Annotated in this window: 14 protein-coding genes, 1 tRNA gene and 1 pseudogene; 7 read left to right on the top strand and 9 right to left on the bottom strand. The window is 64.9% G+C overall.

The window, feature by feature from the left end:
• The first annotated feature begins 55 nt into the window (after positions 1-55).
• Positions 56-614, top strand: a pseudogene (locus ACVMIM_RS00225) (HNH endonuclease).
• A gap of 167 nt (positions 615-781) precedes the next feature.
• Here ACVMIM_RS00225 and ACVMIM_RS00220 read toward each other — a convergent pair.
• Complete coding sequence (locus ACVMIM_RS00220) at positions 782-1300, bottom strand: disulfide bond formation protein B (RefSeq protein ID WP_476109663.1); 519 nt, start codon at positions 1298-1300, stop codon at positions 782-784.
• Positions 1301-1322: 22 nt separating this feature from the next.
• Positions 1323-1910 carry a YqaA family protein gene (locus ACVMIM_RS00215; RefSeq protein WP_476109661.1) on the bottom strand — a complete coding sequence of 196 codons (588 nt, stop codon included), beginning with the start codon at positions 1908-1910 and terminating at the stop codon, positions 1323-1325.
• Positions 1911-2235: 325 nt separating this feature from the next.
• Here ACVMIM_RS00215 and ACVMIM_RS00210 point away from each other — a divergent pair.
• Positions 2236-2320, top strand: a tRNA-Leu gene (locus ACVMIM_RS00210).
• A 101-nt stretch (positions 2321-2421) separates the two neighbouring features.
• On the opposite strand, the gene ACVMIM_RS00205 is transcribed toward ACVMIM_RS00210, so the two are convergent.
• From ACVMIM_RS00205 to ACVMIM_RS00185, 5 genes are all read right to left on the bottom strand, one after another.
• The gene (locus ACVMIM_RS00205; RefSeq protein ID WP_476109659.1) at positions 2422-3582 is read right to left on the bottom strand and encodes a YncE family protein; all 1161 of its coding nucleotides are present in this window, start codon (positions 3580-3582) and stop codon (positions 2422-2424) included.
• A gap of 72 nt (positions 3583-3654) precedes the next feature.
• Positions 3655-4935, bottom strand: a complete 1281-nt coding sequence (locus ACVMIM_RS00200) for a GNAT family N-acetyltransferase (RefSeq protein ID WP_476109658.1) — start codon at positions 4933-4935, stop codon at positions 3655-3657.
• Positions 4935-6338: a lipopolysaccharide biosynthesis protein gene (locus ACVMIM_RS00195; RefSeq protein WP_476109656.1), complete on the bottom strand. Its 1404-nt coding sequence runs from the start codon at positions 6336-6338 to the stop codon at positions 4935-4937. Before ACVMIM_RS00195 ends, ACVMIM_RS00200 begins: the two co-directional genes overlap by 1 nt.
• A 312-nt stretch (positions 6339-6650) precedes the next feature.
• Complete coding sequence (locus ACVMIM_RS00190; RefSeq protein ID WP_476109654.1) at positions 6651-6854, bottom strand: hypothetical protein; 204 nt, start codon at positions 6852-6854, stop codon at positions 6651-6653.
• 52 nt (positions 6855-6906) lie between these two features.
• Positions 6907-7179, bottom strand: a complete 273-nt coding sequence (locus ACVMIM_RS00185; RefSeq protein ID WP_040989229.1) for a DUF4242 domain-containing protein — start codon at positions 7177-7179, stop codon at positions 6907-6909.
• Between the two features lie 319 nt (positions 7180-7498).
• Between ACVMIM_RS00185 and ACVMIM_RS00180 the strand changes: the two genes are divergently transcribed.
• Positions 7499-10081 carry a helix-turn-helix transcriptional regulator gene (locus tag ACVMIM_RS00180; RefSeq protein ID WP_476109652.1) on the top strand — a complete coding sequence of 861 codons (2583 nt, stop codon included), beginning with the start codon at positions 7499-7501 and terminating at the stop codon, positions 10079-10081.
• 522 nt (positions 10082-10603) lie between these two features.
• Here ACVMIM_RS00180 and secA read toward each other — a convergent pair.
• On the bottom strand, positions 10604-13336 hold the full coding sequence (gene secA / locus ACVMIM_RS00175) for a preprotein translocase subunit SecA (protein ID WP_476109651.1): 2733 nt from the start codon (positions 13334-13336) through the stop codon (positions 10604-10606).
• Between the two features lie 264 nt (positions 13337-13600).
• Between secA and ACVMIM_RS00170 the strand changes: the two genes are divergently transcribed.
• A complete protein-coding gene (locus tag ACVMIM_RS00170; protein WP_476109650.1) occupies positions 13601-14521 on the top strand; it encodes a peptidylprolyl isomerase in 921 nt (306 codons plus the stop codon).
• A gap of 61 nt (positions 14522-14582) precedes the next feature.
• Here ACVMIM_RS00170 and ACVMIM_RS00165 read toward each other — a convergent pair whose 3' ends face one another.
• The gene (locus ACVMIM_RS00165) at positions 14583-15176 is read right to left on the bottom strand and encodes a TetR/AcrR family transcriptional regulator (protein ID WP_476109648.1); all 594 of its coding nucleotides are present in this window, start codon (positions 15174-15176) and stop codon (positions 14583-14585) included.
• Positions 15177-15363: 187 nt separating this feature from the next.
• Here ACVMIM_RS00165 and argJ point away from each other — a divergent pair, with 187 nt between their 5' ends.
• The 3 genes from argJ to ACVMIM_RS00150 are packed head-to-tail and all read left to right on the top strand — an operon-like array spanning position 15364 to position 17803.
• Positions 15364-16605 carry a bifunctional glutamate N-acetyltransferase/amino-acid acetyltransferase ArgJ gene (gene argJ / locus ACVMIM_RS00160; RefSeq protein ID WP_476109646.1) on the top strand — a complete coding sequence of 414 codons (1242 nt, stop codon included), beginning with the start codon at positions 15364-15366 and terminating at the stop codon, positions 16603-16605.
• Positions 16605-17384 carry a GNAT family N-acetyltransferase gene (locus tag ACVMIM_RS00155; RefSeq protein ID WP_476109645.1) on the top strand — a complete coding sequence of 260 codons (780 nt, stop codon included), beginning with the start codon at positions 16605-16607 and terminating at the stop codon, positions 17382-17384. The genes argJ and ACVMIM_RS00155 overlap by 1 nt, the downstream gene beginning before the upstream one ends.
• Entirely contained in the window at positions 17381-17803 is a 423-nt protein-coding gene (locus ACVMIM_RS00150; RefSeq protein ID WP_040998478.1) for a (deoxy)nucleoside triphosphate pyrophosphohydrolase, read from the top strand. Before ACVMIM_RS00155 ends, ACVMIM_RS00150 begins: the two co-directional genes overlap by 4 nt.
• Positions 17804-17915: the final 112 nt, after the last annotated feature.

Here is a 17915-nt window from a genome sequence, read left to right as displayed (position 1 = left end):
ATGTCGGGCTTACAGTATCCGCGCCGTTCGGTTTAGAACGAAGGAGGCGAAGGACGTGACGGTTGCCGTATCTCCGGATGGGCTTCCCGCGCTGGTGCTGAATGCGGACTACCGCCCGCTCAGCTATTACCCCCTGTCGCTCTGGTCGTGGCAGGATGCCATCAAGGCTGTGTTCCTCGACCGGGTCAACATCGTCGCCGAATACGAGCACGCCGTTTCCCTCACCGACCTTCTCGATGAAGCTGCCGAGCGTGGTGAGCCTCAAGGCTTATGTGAAGCCGTCCAGGCACCCCGCCTTCACCCGCTTCAACGTGTTCCTGCGCGACCGCTTCCAGTGCCAGTATTGTGGAACGCCGGAGGACCTGACGTTCGACCATGTCATCCCGCGCCACCGCGGCGGGGCGACGACCTGGGAGAATGTCGTCGCCGCCTGCTCGCCCTGCAATCTTCGTAAAGGCGGGATGATGCCGGCGCAGGCCAAGATGTGGCCGCTGCAGAAACCCTATCAGCCGACGGTGCACGATCTGCACAACAACGGCCGCCTGTTCCCGCCCAACCATCTGCATGAAAGCTGGATGGATTATCTGTACTGGGATGTCGAACTCGAACCCTAGAGTTCGGCAGAAATCCGCGAGCCCGGCCGTCTGCCGCAGCTTTCTGCGCTTCCGGTGCTCACGTACTTAAGTACGCTCCGCTCCGGTTCTCGAAAGCCGCGCCAGCCAATCCGGGCTGGCGAGTTTCTGGACGAACTCTCCGCCGTGCCGTCCGGTAGAAAATTGGCTCAGTCGCGGGACAATGCGCTGCGGAAGGCGACGGCGGCGAGGATGAGGCTGGCGATGGCGTTCCAGCCGGCGAGCGACAGGCCCAGGATGCGAAGCGCGGCCTTGTCGCAGGAGGGCGGCACGAATTTGTCGAGTGCGTCGAGCACGCCCTTGCCGCCGGTGTCGACCGGACCGGCGCCGGCGGTGCAGTCGGCCGGCCCCGGCCACCACGCCCATTCGACGCCGGAATGGTAGACGCCGAGATAGAGGCCGTAGAGCATCAGCAAGCCGCCGATCCCGAGCAGCCCGCGCGTCACCCAGGCCGGCGCGCTGAGCATCGAGGCGATCGCCGCCATCGCCATCAGCGGCACGCCGATATAATAGGGCGTGCGCTGCTCGAGGCAGAGATGGCAGGGGATGTAGCCGCCGATATATTGGAAGGCGAGCGCCGAGCCGACGGTCGCGGCCATGGCGACGGCGAGAAAGAGCGCCGCGCGCGTGCGCTGGCGTCCGGTGTCGGCATTCATGGTCGCGGTCATGATGGGGTCCGTTGTTGCGTCGCTATCCGTGGGCGTATCTGACGAGAATATAGAGCAAAATCAGGGCAGCGGCGCCGGCGCCGACAATCAATCCCAAGCGCTTTTCGATGAACTCCCTGATCTCTTCGCCATAGCGGCGCAGCAGCCAGGCAAGCAGCAGGAAACGCGCGCCGCGCGCCAGGATGGACGAGACGATGAAGACCAAAAGATTGACGTGAAGCGCCCCGGCCAGAATGGTGACCACCTTGATCGGCGGCAGGTGCGCGGCGCCGGATGTGACGAGCAGCACCAGCATCAACCCGGCGCCTGACGACTGCCACCTCTCGAACGTGGCAAGGCCGCCGAAATGCTCCAGGATCGGGCGTGCTATCGTATCGTAGGCATAGTAGCCGATCAGCCAGCCGGCAATGCCGCCCAGCACGGACGCAGCCGTGGCGGTCAGCGCGTAGCGATAGGCGCGTTTGGGGGCCGCCAACGCCATGGGCAGGAACAGCACGTCGGCCGGTATGAAGAACACCGAGCTTTCGACGAAGGCGATGAAGGCCAGCCACCATTCGGCGGATTTGCGCGCCGCCAGCGACAGGGTCCAGTCGTAAAGTCGGCGAAGCATCGGCTCTCCTAATGCAGTTGCCGCAATTCCTGACGGAAAACCGCAGCGCACTTTGCTCTAATCAATGGCACCCGAGACGCCTGGCGGTTGTGGGCAACGGCAGGCAGGAAGACAAGGACCCAAAGCGCCGCATCCAGCTTCCGGATGCGAGGCGCTTGAGGCTTCGCCTGTCTAGAAAGATTTTCCGCGACGCACAATGTCTGCGTCGCCACGAGGCCGAAGGGTGGGGCAATGCCGCCGGTTGCGCAAGCAAATCCGCAACAGGCCAGTTGACGAACACCCATCCGCCCGTATAGTCCGCGCCCATCCAGGCCGCCCGGCCTGAGCCCCTATGGCGGAATTGGTAGACGCGCTCGACTCAAAATCGAGTTCCGCAAGGAGTGCTGGTTCGATCCCGGCTAGGGGCACCATCCTTCGCTCTGCGAGCTTCCGATGGCGGGCCATCCTTTTGCGCGCTTTCGGCGGCAGGCCGTTGTTCCACGAGCTCGCTTGGCAGGTCAGGTGAAGCACGTTACCGCATATTCCCCGTATGCCCCTGCGAGTAGCGCCCAGGCTGCGGCCACACGGTGAGGCCATGCGGCTCGGCGCCGACGCGGATCTTGGTCACCGCGCCGCTCACCGTGTCGATCATATAGACCTCGCTGTCGAAGCGGCCGGAGAGCCAGAGCTGCCTGCCGTCGGCGCTGACATTGCCCATGTCGGGGCTGCCGCCGCCGGGGATAGGCCACTGCGCGACCACTGAGCGGGTGGCGAAGTCGATCACGGTCACGCTGCCCGGGCCCTTGGCCTTGCCCTGTTCCATCTTGTGCGAGCCACGGTTCGAGACGTAGAGGCGCTTGCCGTCGCGGCTGACAACGAAGCCATGCGTCCCGATGCCGGTCGGGATGAAGCCGATTTCCTGAAAACTGTCGCCGTCGACCAGGAACACGCCGTCATTCATCATGTCCGCCACATAGAAGACCTTGCCGTCGGGCGAGAGCCGGATGTCCTGCGGCATGCCCATCCTGGAGAGGTCGAGATGGCCGAGCACCTTCTGGTTCTTCAGGTCGATCTTGGCCAGGCCGCCATCGCCATATTCGCAGGTGAAGATCGCATAGGAGCCGTCGACAGAGAAATCGGCATGGTTGATGCCTGGGCAGGTCGGGGTCGGCAGGCTCGATTTCAACGCCATGGTGTGCGGGTCGCGGAAATCGAGCTGCCTCATCGCCTCGTCGACGACGATTGCGGCGCTGCCATCCGGCATGAAATACAGATTGTAGGGGTCGTCGACCGCAACCTGCTGGCCGGGCTTGGCCGTCATCGGGTCGATCGGCGTCAGGCTGCCGTTCCTGCCGGTGCCGTTGTTGGCGACCCACAGCGTCTTCAAGTCCCAGGACGGCACGACATGCTGCGGCTTGCTGCCGACCGGGAAGCGGCCGACCTCCTTCAAGGTGACGGTGTCGATGACCGAGACGGAGTTGGAGGAGCGGTTCGGCACATAGACGCGCGGCAGTGCGCCGGCCGTGGCGGGGCTCAGATGGCCGGAAGTGGTCTGGCTGTAGATGTTGACCGGCGCGGGCGGCGGGTCTGAGCAATCCTCCGGGCAAGTATCGGCGAGGGCTCGAGCCGGAAACAGGGCGAGCAGGACAAGCGGCGCACAAAAGCGGGCGAGGCGCAGGACGATATCGATCATCTGGAAGTGCTTTGTGGTGAGGGCCGGCCGGGTCCGGGCGCCGCTAGCCATAGCCGGTGTTTTGCCGCCCATCTAGCGTCTTTTCAGCAGGCTCCGCATGCGATTGCGCAGGATGCGCGCCATGTTGCGGGTCTCGCGGTAGAGGTGCAGTTGCGAGGCGGCCTGACGGGCCGTTCGGTCGGCGTCCGGCGTCAGCCCGATCACCAGCGTGCCCATCGGCTTGCGCTCCGCCCATAGGCGGCTCATCACCGGATGGTCCGGAACCGCGCAGGAATCGGTCATGACGATGTTGGGGTCGTCGAGATGCTGCTTGGTCACCTCGATCATTAAAAGCGTGCCCGGTGAATGGGCGGAGAGCGTTTCGTCATAGGCCGTCTTCCACGTATAGGCTACGCCGGCCTCGACGAAGACGATCAGGCAGGCGATGGTGCGGCCGTCGAGCGTCAAGAGGTGGATGCGGCACATGTCCTGCTCGGCCAGCCTGTGCACCGCCTCGCGAGCGAAGGCGGCGCGGTAGCGGTCGATCGCCATTGCGGTGCGTTCGCGGCCTTTCCAGCCGGCCGCTTCCAGTGTCAGGAAGCTTTCGATGGCGTGGCGGATCTCGTCCGGCCCGCGCGCCACGATGTGCTCGAGCCTGCCTTGATCGGCAAGGCGCCGCTTCAGGCGGCGGAATTCTCGATAGTGATGCGCGCGCAGCGACGCCTTGAGGTAGTCCTCGCCGTCTGCGTCGCTCTCGAGCACCGGGCGTTCGACCTTGCCGGTGGTCACCAGGGTCAGGCCGCGGCTGTCGGCAAAGGAGGTGAGCAGGCTCGCGACCGGACCATCGAGGCGCATATCGGGCAGCACGAAGACCCTGGGCAGCTTGAGATGCGGCCTCGACAGCATCGAGAAGAAATCCTCGATGACGCCGATCGGATCGTCGCGGTCGACCAGCGGCGTGCCGAGCGGGCCGAACGGGCTCGACCAGGTGCGCATCACCGGAACGCCGAGCGGGATCGCCGGCCGCTCGACCGAGAACGGCACCAGAAGGCGCAGTCGGTTGCGGTACTCGTCGCCGTCGCGGATGACGGCCAGCCGCACCTCGCGGTCTTCCAGCCGCGGCATCGCCGGCGCCAGGAAGCGCGGGTTGAAGAAGACATTGGGCTCGATCGTGCGGGCGCTGAGATAGTCCAGCTCCTCGACGAGGTCGAAGCCGGCCGAGGCCGGATAGATGGCGAGCTTGCGTTCCGGCCTGTTGCTGGCGAAGAGCTCGATATGGGCCGGGTCGGCCTCGCGCGCCAGCCCGGCAAGGTTGGAGACCATGGCGCCGGCAGGGCCGCCGCTGGTCTCTTCGAGCAATGGGACGGCGGCCATCAGGCAATTTCCTTCTTTGCAGGCACGAAGATCGCCATCACGATGCCGAGCTTGCGCCAGACGGTGAAGGAGAGCGCGCTGGCCTCGAACACCATGGCGAGGCTGGTGGCGATCGCCGCGCCCCAGAGGCCGAAGAGCGGGATGAGGATCACGTTGAGGCCGATGTTGAGCGCAAGCGTCATGGCGTAGACTGCGGCGCAGATGTTCTGGTTCCCGCTCATGGTGAGCAGGCTCTCGCAGGGGCCGACGGCGGCGCGCGCGACGACGCCCAGCACCAGCAGGAAGAGCAGCGGATAGCCGGCGGTGAATTCAGGACCGAACAGCACCAGCATCGGCTCGCCCAGCGCCAGCACCAGCAGCGCCATCAGCAGCGAAGGCCAGAACGTCCAGGAGACGGTCTCGCGGGCGAAGGCGGCGAGCCGGTGCGGCTCGCCATGGGTGAACTGGGCGTAGCGCTGGGCAACGCCGGCCTTGACCGCGAAGTAGACGAAATGCACCAGCGCCAGTGTCTTCACCGTGGCGAAGTAGACGGCGACGTCATTGGGATCGAGATAGGCGCCCACCATCAGCACGTCGGCGTTGGTGAGCAGGAAGAAGAAGCCCTCGACCAGGAAGATCGGCAGCGAGACGAGCATCCAGTGGCCGAAATGCACGGTCCTCGGTCCGGCCGGCACTTTCTTGTCCATGCGCGAGGTGACGGCCATCAGCTGGCCGAGCGTGGTGACATAAGTTGCGGCGATCGAAGCGAAGATCGCGGTCTTGGCGTCGGGCACGTAGTGCAGGCCAAGCATCAGCGCCATGAACAACAGGATCAGCACCGGGCGCACCAGATAAGTGGGCGATAGCGCCAGCAGCGCCCAGGAATTGGCGCGCGCCAGCCCTTGGAGCAGATCGCCGAGCGCGATCATCGGCAGGCAGATGACGCCGAGGATGAAGGGGATGACGTAATAGTTCTCGATCCAATTCGAGGCGAGCCACACGCCAAGCGCGCCGAGGCCCGCAACCAGGGTCGAGGCGGCGAGCACGAAAAGGCGGCTCGCCTGCACGATGCCGCGCAGCTCGGCCAGCATGCCACGCTCGCGATATTCGGGAATGAAGCGGATGACCGAGGTATGGAAGCCGAGGCAGGCGAGATTGCCGACGATGACCATCGTCACCCAGACCAGCACGGAGATGCCGTATTCGAACGATCCCATCCAGCGCGCCATCAGCACCTGGCTGACAAAGGCGATCAAGGCGCTGATGATGCGGATGGAAAAGGCGATCAGCGACATGCGCCCGGCTTCACCGCGCTCGTCGGCGGTGAACAGCACGGCGTCGATGCGGCCAAGCAACGGCCGCATGCGCAGCGCCCAGCGCTGCGGCAGGAACCGCCCGGCAGTCGTCGCCGCGGAAAAGCGCACCCAAAACTCTCCGTTTTCCGCCTCTTTCCAGGGTTTCGATCTATCGGAAACACCTTAAGAAACGGTTGGGTGGAGAGCTTCCCTTCTCCCCGTCGCTATACGGGGAGAAGGTGCCGGCAGGCGGATGAGGGGCGGAGCCGGCTTTCGAAAGTTAGCGTGGGAGCACTCCTTTGCGGAAGGATTCCTTCTCGACAGAAAAGCACCCCTCCTCGCGCGCGAGCGGCGGCCAGTCGCAATCGCAGGCGCCGCCCTCATCCGGCCCTTCGGGCCACCTTCTCCCCGTGAAACGGGGAGAAGGAAGGGCGCTTCTCATCAGCGGTGATGCCACCAATAGTCCCAGTATTCGCTCGGGCGCTCTTCCAGGCCGATATCGCGTCTCAGGTAATCGTCCTGAGGCGGCAGAAGGCGGCGCCGGCTCCGCAAGGGCGAAAGCAGCGCCGACAGGGCCCGTCGCATGTAGCCGCACCATGGCGGGACGATATCCGCCGCGGCGGATACAGCCTCGTCCTCTGGCACGGCGTCAGGTCCGCCGGCGACGGGACTGATCTGCCCGACATGGTCTGTCCGGTCAGCGGTAAAAGTAGGGGTCGAGGACCCGCACCTCCGTGATCTTGTCGACGGGGAGCGAATTCTTCTGCGCCGTGCTGCGGATCGCCTCCGGCGAGGGCGCGTCGTAGATGCAGAAGCTCTTCGACTTGTCGGGCGAGACGAAGGACTGCACCCAGGTGACGCCTTTTTCCGCATTTCGGGCGATGACGCCGCCCATCGCTGTGGCGCCGGCATCGTTCATCGGTACGTTCAGGCCTTCCGGGAATGTGCGTTCAACCAGATAACGTGGCACGATCGTCGTTCCTTTCGTGATTGGATTCCAAGTCTCCACGCAATTCCGGACGGGCGGCTGTAGCGAAGTCGCCGAGCCCAACCGCTGCGCACTTTCCCGGAATTGCCCTGTGCTCGTTCGAGCAAGGCCGATCCCACCATGTCCGCAAACACCGCGCATCGGAGCCATTCCCTATATTGGCCGGGACGATTCCCTATCTTTGGAACGTTTTATGTGGAAGATGGCACCCTAATGTGTGGAAAGTCACATTTCTGTGCCGTTTCCCAAGCTATCGCGGCGGCGGCCCGCCACGATGGAATTCCGATTTCGCGAGAGAGCGATGATGCTTCTGGAACGGCAGCCGCAGCTGCAGCAGATGGACACCTTGCTGGCGGAAGCAACAGCGGGCCGCGGCCGCGTTGTGGTCGTTTCGGGTGAGGCCGGCGCCGGCAAGACGGCGCTGGTCGAAGCGTTCGCGAGCCGGCTGGACGATGGCCTGACCGTGCTTCGCAGCGCCTGCGAGGACCTGTCCATTCCGGATCCGCTGGGGCCGCTTTACGATCTGGCGCGCAACGGGCAGTGGGAGCTGCCGCGGGACGACCGCCAGGTGCAACGGCTGCCGCTGTTTTCGGAGGCGCTCGACGTGTTTGAGGCCAAAAGCCCATGCCTGCTCGTCATCGAAGACCTACATTGGGCCGATGACGCGACGCTCGACTTCGTCCGCTTTCTCGGACGGCGTATCGCGAACAGCCACATATTGCTTCTCATCACGGCCAGAACCGATCGCAGCGAAGGACAAATGCGCGTGCGCCGGGCGCTCGGCGAGATCCCGGCCGGCAATGTCGTGCGCATCGACGTTCCGCTGCTCAGCGAAAGCGCGGTGCTCTCGCTGGCCGAAGCGGCCGAGCGCGACGGCAACGCAATCTACCGGGCGAGCGCCGGCAACGCCTTCTTCGTAACCGAGCTGCTCGCTGCCGAAGGCGATGGCGCGTTGCCGGCAAGCGTGCGCGACGCCGTGCTGGCGCGCGCCGAGAAACTGTCGCCGGGCGCTCGCTCGATGCTCGACGCGGTGTCGGTGTTTCCGCGCCGCGCCGACGCCTGGGCGCTCAGCGGCCTATGCGGAATTGCCGAGGCGGGCCAGCTGGCCGAATGTGTCTCCCATGGACTGCTCGAGGATTTCGGCGACGGCTATGCCTTCAGGCACGAGATCGCCCGCACGGCCATCGAGATGGCGCTGACGCCAAGCAAACGGCGCGAATACAATGAGCGCGCCCTGGCAGCCTTGCGGGACAATCCGCAGGTCGCCACCGCGAGGCTGGTGCATCATGCCGTGGAAGCGCAAAACCTGGACGTGGTGCGCCAACTCGCGCCGGTCGCCGCGCGCGAGGCTTCCCGCGTCGGCGCGCATCGCGATGCGGCGGGCTATTACGAAGTCGCCCTGCGCTATGCGGATGTTCTGCCGATAGACAAGCGGGCGGAGCTTTACGAAGGCCATGCCTTCGAATGCCACCTGATCGGCCGTGTCGACGCGGCGATGGAAGCGCAAGACCGGGCGCGCGTGCTGCGCCAGGCACTGGGCGACCGGCTCAAGGAAGGCGATAGCCTCAGGTGCCTGTCGCGCTTCGCCTATCTGCTCGGCGATCGCGAATCGGCCGACCGTTTCGGCGAGCAGGCCGTGGAACTTCTGGAGACTGCCCCCGGCAGCGCCGAGCTGGCGATGGCCTATTCGAACCTCTCGCAACTGGCGATGCTCGCCGAGCGGCTCGACGACACGCTTTCCCTCGGCGGCAAGGCGGTCGAGTTGGCGGAGCGGCTCAACCGGCCGGATATTCTCTGTCATGCGCTGAACAATGTCGGGGCTGCGGGACATTGGCTGGATTTTGCCAAAGGGCGGCGCGATCTCGCCCGTAGTCTGGGAATCGCATTGTCGGGCAACTTCCAGGAGCATGCGGCGCGCGCCTTCACGAACTGCGCCTGCGTCGAGATGAACAGGCTCAACTTCAAGGAGGCGGCATCGTTCCTGGATCGCGGCATCGGCTATTGCGTCGAGAACGATCTCGCGACATGGCGCGATTATATGCGCGGCGTGCAGGCGCAGCTTTTGCTCCGGCGCGGCCTTTGGAACGATGCCGCGACAGTGGCGCATGAGGTGGTCGACGACGATGCAACGACGCCGCTCGTGCGCTATCCGTCGCTGGTGGCCCTGGCAAGGTTGCGCATCCGCCGCGGCGACCCGTCGGCCGAGCCGATCGTCGACGAGATGAGGCGGTTTCTGGACAAGGGCATGGAGCTGCAGCGCCTCGTGGCCTTTGCCGGGGTGCTGGCCGAATTGGCCTGGCTCCGGCAAGCCGACAGGCAGGAAGCCCTGCGCCTGATTTCGGTTGCCGAAAGCCTCGCGCCAACGCCGGCCGTGTTCGGCGAACTCGCTGTCTGGCGGGAGCTGTTGTCGCCTGGTTCGGATCCCGCCGACACGGACGGCATGGCGGAGCCGCATCGCCTGCAACTGACCGGCGACTGGCGCGCGGCCGCCGCGCTGTGGGCTGAAATGGGCGCGCCTTTCGAACAGGCGATGGCCTTGCTGCGCGGCGACGAAGCGGCGCAGCGCCAGGCGCTCGCCATTTTCGCGGATCTCGGCGCGAGGGCGGTCGCGCAGCATGCGCGCAGCCTTATGCGCGAAAGCGGCGTCAGTCACATCGCGAGAGGACCGCGACAGGCGACGCGTGCCAACCAGGCCGGCCTCACGCAGCGCCAGATGGAAGTCCTGGAACTTCTCGAGCGGGGTTTTTCGAACAAGAAGATCGCCGCGCATCTGACGATTTCGCCCAAGACGGTCGATCACCACGTCTCGGCGGTGCTGGAGAAGCTGGAAGTCATCTCGCGCGGCGAGGCGGCGGCCGCGGCGCGCGCGTCGGGGCTGGTGTGATGGTCAGTGCGTTTCGCGGTTTCACGGAAACGGCGAAACGCACCTAGTTTGCCCGACACAACGATTTTGAAAAGTTGACGTTTGTCTTAGTGCAGGATTTTCCATCCATTTGTGTGAAATCAGCGCAAACACCGGGGATTGGCTGAAGCCGCCCCAACCTCGTCATTCTATGGCGGAGCAAGGAGCGAAGCGACGCAGCGCAGACCATAGAATCCATTCCATGATCTGGAAGCGCCGCCACGGTGCAGAATTCTGCTCCGCTGCACGCCTTGGCGAAGGTAACGGCATGGATTCTAGGGTCTTCGCGACGGAGCTTCGCTCCTGCTCCGCCCTAGAATGACGATCGCGATGAGGGTTTCGGCCAATCCCGCAGGCATGCCGCCTGCCAACGCAAACCTGTGCTCACTGGTTGCCAGGAAAGCCTAACTCGACGTTCTACCGTGATCGCGGGAACGCCGGCGCTGCCCTTCATCCGCCCTTCGGGCACCTTCTCCCCGTTGAACGGGGAGAAGGAAATAAGCGTCAGGCGAAAGCGCCGTGGCAGTGCTTGTACTTCTTGCCGGAGCCGCAGGGGCAGAGCTCGTTGCGGCCGATCTTGCCCCAGCTCGCGGGGTTCTTCGGGTCGCGATTTTCCGGCGCGACGACGGCGTTGGTGTCCTGGCGCATCAGAAGCGCGGTCTCGCCGCCCTGGAAATCGTCCTCGCCAGTGGAGCCGTCGATATGGCTTCCGAACATCTCCGGCGCTTCGGGCGGCGGCGCGTCGGCCGCCTGGCGCACCAGCTCGACGCGCATCAGCTGCGCGGTGACGGCCTGGCGCAGATTGCCGAGCATGGCCTGGAACAGCTCGAAGGCTTCGCCCTTGTATTCCTGCAGCGGGTCGCGCTGGGCGTAGCCGCGGAAGCCGACGACCGAGCGCAGATGGTCGAGGTTGACGATGTGCTCGCGCCACAAATGGTCGAGCGTCTGCAGCACCACCGAACGTTCGACATAGTTCATCACATCCGGGCCGAAGCGGTCGGCGCGCTCCTTGGCGGCGGCGTCGGCCGCGGCCGTGATGCGCTCGCGGATGTCGTCCTCGGCGATGCCCTCTTCCTTGACCCATTCCTCGATCGGCAGGTCGAGATTGAGATACTGCGCCACCTCCTCCTTGAGGCCGGCGACATTCCACTGCTCGGCATAGGCGTTTTCGGGAATGTTCTTGGCGACGATCTCCTCGATGACGCCTTCGCGCATCTCGGCGATCGTCTCGGACAGGCCTTCGCCGTCCATCAGCTCGAGACGCTGCTCGAATACCACCTTGCGCTGGTCGTTCGAGACGTCGTCATATTTCAGGAGGTTCTTGCGGATGTCGAAGTTGCGCGCCTCGACCTTCTTCTGCGCTTTCTCGAGAGCCTTGTTGATCCAGGGGTGGATGATCGCTTCGTCTTCCTTGAGGCCGAGCTTCTGCAGCATGCCGTCCATGCGCTCGGAGCCGAAGATGCGCATCAAATCGTCCTGCAGCGACAGGAAGAATTTCGAGCGGCCCGGATCGCCCTGTCGACCGGAGCGGCCGCGCAGCTGGTTGTCGATGCGGCGCGATTCGTGGCGTTCCGTGGCCAGCACGTAAAGGCCGCCGGCGGCGAGCGCCTTTTCCTTCAGCCGCTCGACATCGTCATTGATCTCTTTTTCCCGGGCCTCGCGCTCGGGTCCGGGCGGCATGTCGCCAAGCTCCTCGGCGATGCGCATCTCGGCATTGCCGCCGAGCTTGATGTCGGTGCCGCGGCCGGCCATGTTGGTGGCGATGGTGATGGCGCCGGGCTTGCCGGCCTGCGCGACGATGGACGCCTCCCGCTCGTGGTGACGTGCGTTCAGCACCTCGAAGTCCTTGATGCCTTCCTTGCGCAGGCGCTCGGCCAGCAGCTCGGATTTCTCGATCGATGTGGTGCCGACCAGGATCGGCTGGCCACGATCGCGGGCGTCGCGGATCTCCTTGACGATCGCCTTGTATTTCTCGTCGACCGTCCGGTAGACCTCGTCATCCTCGTCCTTGCGGGCGACCGGAAGGTTGGTCGGGATCTCGGTGACTTCGAGATTGTAGATGTTGGCGAATTCCTCGGCCTCGGTCAGCGCCGTGCCGGTCATGCCGGCAAGCTTCTTGTAGAGGCGGAAATAGTTCTGGAAGGTGACGGAGGCCAGCGTCTGGTTCTCCGGCTGGATCTGCACATGCTCCTTGGCCTCGAGCGCCTGGTGCAGGCCTTCCGAATAGCGGCGTCCGGGCATCATGCGGCCGGTGAACTCGTCGATGATGACGATCTCGCCGTTGCGCACGATGTAGTCCCTGTCCTTCTGGAACAACAGATGCGCCTTCAGCGCGTTGTTGACGTGATGGACGATGGCGACGTTCTCGACGTCGTAGAGCGACTCGCCCTTCAACAGGCCTGCGTCGCGCAGCATATTTTCCAGCTTCTCGGTGCCGTCCTCGGTGAAGATCGTCGTCTTCTGCTTCTCGTCGACCTCGTAATCGGCCGGGCCGAGCTTCAGCATGAAGGCGTCGATGGTGTTGTACATTTCCGAACGGTCCTCGAGCGGACCGGAAATGATCAGCGGCGTGCGCGCTTCGTCGACCAGGATGGAATCGACCTCGTCGACGATGGCGTAGGAATGTCCGCGCTGCACCATCTGCGAGCGCTCATACTTCATGTTGTCGCGCAGATAGTCGAAGCCGAGCTCGTTGTTGGTGGCATAGGTGACGTCGGAGGCGTAGGCCTCGCGGCGCTCATCGTCGGAAAGGCCGTGGACGATAATGCCGACGGTCAGGCCGAGGAATTTGTAGACGCGGCCCATCCATTCGGCGTCGCGCTTGGCAAGATAGTCGTTGACGGTGACGACATGCACGCCCTTGCCGGCGAGCGCATTGAGGTAGACGGGCAAGGTGGCGACCAAGGTCTTGCCCTCGCCGGTGCGCATCTCGGCGATGCCGCCATTGTGAAGCACCATGCCGCCGATCAGCTGGACGTCGAAAGGCCGCATGCCGAGCACGCGGCGGGCCGCTTCGCGTACCGTGGCGAAGGCCGGAACCAGGAGATCGTCGAGCGAAGCGCCGTTGGCGAGATCCTGGCGGAACTTTTCAGTGCGCCCCGCAAGCTCGGCGTCGGAAAGCGCCCGCATCTCGTTTTCCATGGCGTTGATGGCTTCGACCCTGGGCCGGGTCGCCTTAACGCGGCGATCGTTGGAAGAACCGAAAACCTTACGGGCGAGACCGCCGAGACTGACCATCCAATGGTCCTTTCGATAGCAATTTTAGCCGTTTGCGACAGGCACCGGGCGGGCCCATCAAATCCGCGTGAATGCGGACAAACGCAAAAAGCGCCCGGAAAACGGTTCTGGACGCCAAGTCGTTGGACAGATAAGAGGGGGCTCAATCGATGTCAACGCCGCGTTAGCCCTATGGGTAGCGCCAAATTCCGCCACAATCCGACTGATCAGGAACCCTTTCGCTCACGCGATCCTTATTGGCAATCCCCATTGGAGTTTCTCTCGATGTCCCTGTCGTTCCGCCGCGCCTCGCTCGCCAGCCTCGGTCTGGCCTTCGGGCTCTCGGCTCTTTGCCTGTCGCCGCTGATGGCACAGGAGACCAAGCCCGCGGATGCTGCCGCGCCTGCCGCCGCTCCCGCGAAGCCGGTCGACCCCAATGCCGTGGTCGCCACCATCAATGGCGAGAAACTGACCGAGGCCGACCTGCAGCTCGCCGAAGGCGAACTGTCGCAACAGTTCGCGCAACTGCCGCCCGACCAGCGCCGCGCGGCCGCCCTTTCGGCGGCCATCGAAATCCGCGTCATGGCCAAGAAGGCGGTCGACAGCGGCCTCGACAAGGACGCCGACTTCCAGCGCCGCATGGCTTTCCTGCAGGCCCGCGCCCTGCATGGCGAAGTGGTCGAGAAGGAAGTGGTCAACAAGGTGACGGACGCCGAAGTGCGCGCCCGCTACGACCAGGAGATCGCCAACACGCCGCCGGTCAACGAAGTGCATGCGCGTCACATCCTCGTGAAGACAAAGGAAGAGGCCGAGGCGATCATCAAGCAGCTCGACGGCGGCGCCGACTTCCAGAAGCTCGCCAACGAACACACCAATGACCCCTCGGGCAAAACCAACGGCGGCGATCTCGGCTGGTTCGGACCGGGCCAGATGGTGCCGGAATTCGACAAGGCGGCCTTCGCGCTCGACGTCGGCAAATACACCAAGGAGCCGGTGCAGACGCAGTTCGGCTGGCACGTCATCAAGCTCGAAGACAAGCGCGCCAAGCAGCCGCCGGCCTTCGACGACGTCAAGGACCAGGCCAAGCAGGCGGTGATCCGCGACAAGTATTTCGCCATGGTCAAGGACCTGCGCGCGGCCGCCAAGGTCGAGATCCCGGACCAGAAGCTCAAGAAGGACGTCGATACGCTGGAAGGCGGCAAGTAACCGCATCCGCCGGATGGTTCTGCAAAGGGCGCCTTGTAGGCGCCCTTTCGCTTTCCGGGGCTCAGGCGGTCGTTATCCCCCGCGTGAGGTAGCGCACGGCGGCGCGGATCGCCGCCTCGTTGTCGTCGAGGCGGTCGGTCAGCAGATGCCGCCAGGCGTAGGACGCTATCAGGTCGGCGACGATCCCGGCATCGACATCGGCCGCCACCTCGCCCCGCATCTTGGCGCGCTCGATCATCCGGCCGGTATGGCTGCGGCGTCCCTTCGAATATTCGGCAAGCGCTGCGGCGGCTGCCTCGTCCGACTGCGCCTCGGCGATCAGCGAGCGGAAGATGTTGCCCGACGGGGTGTCGCGCCAATGCGCGAGGAGATTTTCCAGGAAGCCCACCAGATCGTCCTCAATGTTTCCGGTGTCGGGCGTCTCGACGCGCTTCTGCCGCTGGTAGACCTCGATCAGCAGCGCCGCCTTGCTCGGCCACCAGCGATAGATGGTCGGCTTTCCCGCCCGCGCCCGCCGGGCCACGGCCTCGATCGAGAAGCCGGCATAGCCGGCCTCCCGCAACACCGCCTCGGCGGCCCTGACGATGGCATCGGCACTCTCGGGATTGCGTTTCGCGCCGATCGACTTGCGCCCGCGAGCGGCGGCTTCGCCCATCGAGGTCTTCCTTAGCCGGTGAATCTGCCGCCGATCATATTGGCTTCGGCGACGAAACGAAACGACGCGTTTCCGATTGCAGAGCCGCCGCCAAGCCGGAACGGCGCGGCCAGAACGCCCCTTGCGCCGGGGCGCGCTATCGGGCAAACCGGCCTTCCTTTTGTGTTCTTGCCGCACCGGGGTCCCGATGTCCGCTACGATTTCGCCGCTCGCGCCGAAGAAATATCCGAAGATGCCGGTCATCGAGGGTGTGCGGATCGCGACCGCCGAAGCCGGCATCAAATACAAGAATCGGACCGACCTGCTCGCCATGGTCTTCGATCCGGGCACGGCGGTCGCCGGCGTGTTCACCAGGTCGAAATGTCCGTCGGCGCCGGTCGACTTCTGCCGCCAGAACCTGCCTGCCGGCAAGGCGCGCGTGCTGGTGGTCAATTCCGGCAATGCCAATGCCTTCACCGGCAAGAAGGGCAAGGCTTCGACGGCGTTGACCGGCGAGGCCGCAGCAAAGGCCGCGGGATGTTCCGAGAGCGAAGTGTTCCTGGCCTCGACCGGTGTCATCGGCGAGCCGCTCGACACCACGAAATTCAGCCATCTGCTGGCCGGCCTGGTCAAGGACGGCAAGCCGGATCTGTGGACCGAGGGGGCCAAGGCGATCATGACCACAGATACCTATCCGAAGGTGGCGACCCAGACGGTCAAGCTCGGTGACGCGGACGTGACCATCAACGGAATCGCCAAAGGCGCCGGCATGATCGCGCCCGACATGGCGACGATGCTCTCCTTCATCGCCACCGACGCGCCGATCACCGCCCCCGTGCTGCAGGACCTGCTGTCGCGCGGCACGGCCAAGACCTTCAATGCGGTGACCGTCGACAGCGACACCTCGACCAGTGACACGCTGCTTATCTTCGCGACCGGCAAGGCGGCCGCGCGCGGGGCGCCGGCGATCAGTGATCCGAAGGACGTGCGGCTCGGCGCGTTCCGCCGGGCGCTCGGCAAGGTGCTGAAGTCGCTGGCGCTGCAAGTGGTGCGCGACGGCGAGGGCGCGCGCAAGCAGGTCGAGGTCACCGTCACCGGCGCCAAATCGGCGCGTTCGGCCAAGCGCATTGCGCTTTCGATCGCCAATTCGCCCCTGGTCAAGACGGCGGTCGCGGGCGAGGACGCCAATTGGGGCCGCGTCGTCATGGCCGTCGGCAAGGCCGGCGAGCCCGCCGATCGCGACCGGCTGTCGATCTGGTTCGGCGACCACCGCCTGGCGCATGAGGGCGAGCGCGATCCGGCCTATTCGGAGGAAGCGACCTCGGCCTATATGAAGCGCGACGACATCCGCATCCGTGCCGATCTCGGCATCGGCCGGGGCAAGGCGACGGTGTGGACCTGCGACCTCACCAAGGAATATGTCGCCATCAACGGCGATTACCGGAGCTGATGGCGCCGGTGTCCAGGCATCCGGCTAGCGTGCTGGCAATCGTGCGCCGCTACGAGGCGGCGGGTTTTCGCGCCTGGCCGGCGGCCGCCGTCCATTATGATGGGACCTGGGTGGTGCGGCTCACGGCCGGGCACCCCGCCAAGCGCCTCAACACGGTCAATCCGCTCGATCCGGGCGACACGCACGCCATCGAGGAGCGCATCGGCCGCGCCGCAAGGCGGTTCGACGCCTATGGCAGGCCGCTGACCTTCCGCATGTCGCCGCTGTCGGGGCAGGTCTTGTCCACGCATCTCGACAAGGCCGGCTGGAACAGGTTCGACGAATCCCTGGTGATGCGGCTGCCGCTGAAGGACCTCGAGCTTGGCGCGGCCATGGACCAGATACCGCTCAAGGACATCAGCCGCTTCATCGGCGCGTCGCTCAGGACGAGCGGCTCGGACGCATCGCTGCGGCCCGGCCTGTCCGAGGTCATCGGCGCCATCCAGCCGGAGGCGGGGCTGTTCGCGCTGGAGGACGGCAACGAGGCGCTGGCGACGCTGATCTGCGTCCATGACGGCGACCTCGCCGGGCTGTTCGAGGTCGCCACCGAAAAATCCGCACGCAAACAGGGCCACGGCCGCAACCTCATTCTCTCCGCGCTCAAATGGGCGCGGCTGCGCGGCGCGCGCGAGGCCTGGCTGCAGGTCGAGGCCAGCAATCTACCGGCGCTCTCGCTCTACCGGTCGCTCGGCTTCGAGGAAGTCTATCGCTATCACTATCGACGGCCGCCAGGCGCATGAGCGAGATCAAACCAACCGGAAAGCGCCTGCTCCTGGTCGCCGCCTGCGCGCTGGTCGACGCTGACCGTCGCGTGCTCCTGGCGCAGCGCCCCGAGGGCAAGCAGCTCGCAGGGCTGTGGGAGTTTCCAGGCGGCAAGGTCGAGCCCGGCGAGACGCCGGAGGAGTGCCTGGTCCGCGAGTTGCACGAGGAGCTCGGCATCGAGACGGAGATTCCGTGCCTGGCGCCGCTTACCTTCGCCAGCCACTCCTATGACGATTTCCATCTGCTGATGCCGCTCTATATCTGCCGCCGCTTCCGCGGCATCGCACAGCCCAGGGAAGGGCAGGGGCTCAAATGGGTCAGGCCGCGGCAGATGCGCGACTATCCGATGCCGCCGGCCGACGCGCCGCTGATCCAGTTTCTCATCGATCTTTTGTGATTTCGCGGCGTGCTTTCGCGGCGCCAACCGTTTCCGAAGACTGCGGATGTTGCCGCATGTTTTCCTGGAGCCGCTTAGCCAGCGTTAATCGAAGATTTATCTCGACGTGAAA

Source organism: Mesorhizobium sp. USDA 4413, assembly GCF_056280365.1.
Note: the sequence above shows the minus strand (reverse complement) of the source record. Positions and strands in the feature narration are given on the sequence as shown.

What these genes read in the sequence shown, in the direction of transcription:
- argJ (WP_476109646.1), top strand. Translation starts at nt 15,364, where the DNA reads ATGTCCGCTACGATTTCGCCGCTCGCGCCGAAGAAATATCCGAAGATG.
- ACVMIM_RS00180 (WP_476109652.1), top strand. Translation starts at nt 7,499, where the DNA reads ATGATGCTTCTGGAACGGCAGCCGCAGCTGCAGCAGATGGACACCTTG.
- secA (WP_476109651.1), bottom strand. Translation starts at nt 13,336, where the DNA reads ATGGTCAGTCTCGGCGGTCTCGCCCGTAAGGTTTTCGGTTCTTCCAAC.
- ACVMIM_RS00155 (WP_476109645.1), top strand. Translation starts at nt 16,605, where the DNA reads ATGGCGCCGGTGTCCAGGCATCCGGCTAGCGTGCTGGCAATCGTGCGC.
- ACVMIM_RS00150 (WP_040998478.1), top strand. Translation starts at nt 17,381, where the DNA reads ATGAGCGAGATCAAACCAACCGGAAAGCGCCTGCTCCTGGTCGCCGCC.
- ACVMIM_RS00215 (WP_476109661.1), bottom strand. Translation starts at nt 1,910, where the DNA reads ATGCTTCGCCGACTTTACGACTGGACCCTGTCGCTGGCGGCGCGCAAA.
- ACVMIM_RS00200 (WP_476109658.1), bottom strand. Translation starts at nt 4,935, where the DNA reads ATGGCCGCCGTCCCATTGCTCGAAGAGACCAGCGGCGGCCCTGCCGGC.
- ACVMIM_RS00220 (WP_476109663.1), bottom strand. Translation starts at nt 1,300, where the DNA reads ATGACCGCGACCATGAATGCCGACACCGGACGCCAGCGCACGCGCGCG.
- ACVMIM_RS00170 (WP_476109650.1), top strand. Translation starts at nt 13,601, where the DNA reads ATGTCCCTGTCGTTCCGCCGCGCCTCGCTCGCCAGCCTCGGTCTGGCC.
- ACVMIM_RS00165 (WP_476109648.1), bottom strand. Translation starts at nt 15,176, where the DNA reads ATGGGCGAAGCCGCCGCTCGCGGGCGCAAGTCGATCGGCGCGAAACGC.
- ACVMIM_RS00205 (WP_476109659.1), bottom strand. Translation starts at nt 3,582, where the DNA reads ATGATCGATATCGTCCTGCGCCTCGCCCGCTTTTGTGCGCCGCTTGTC.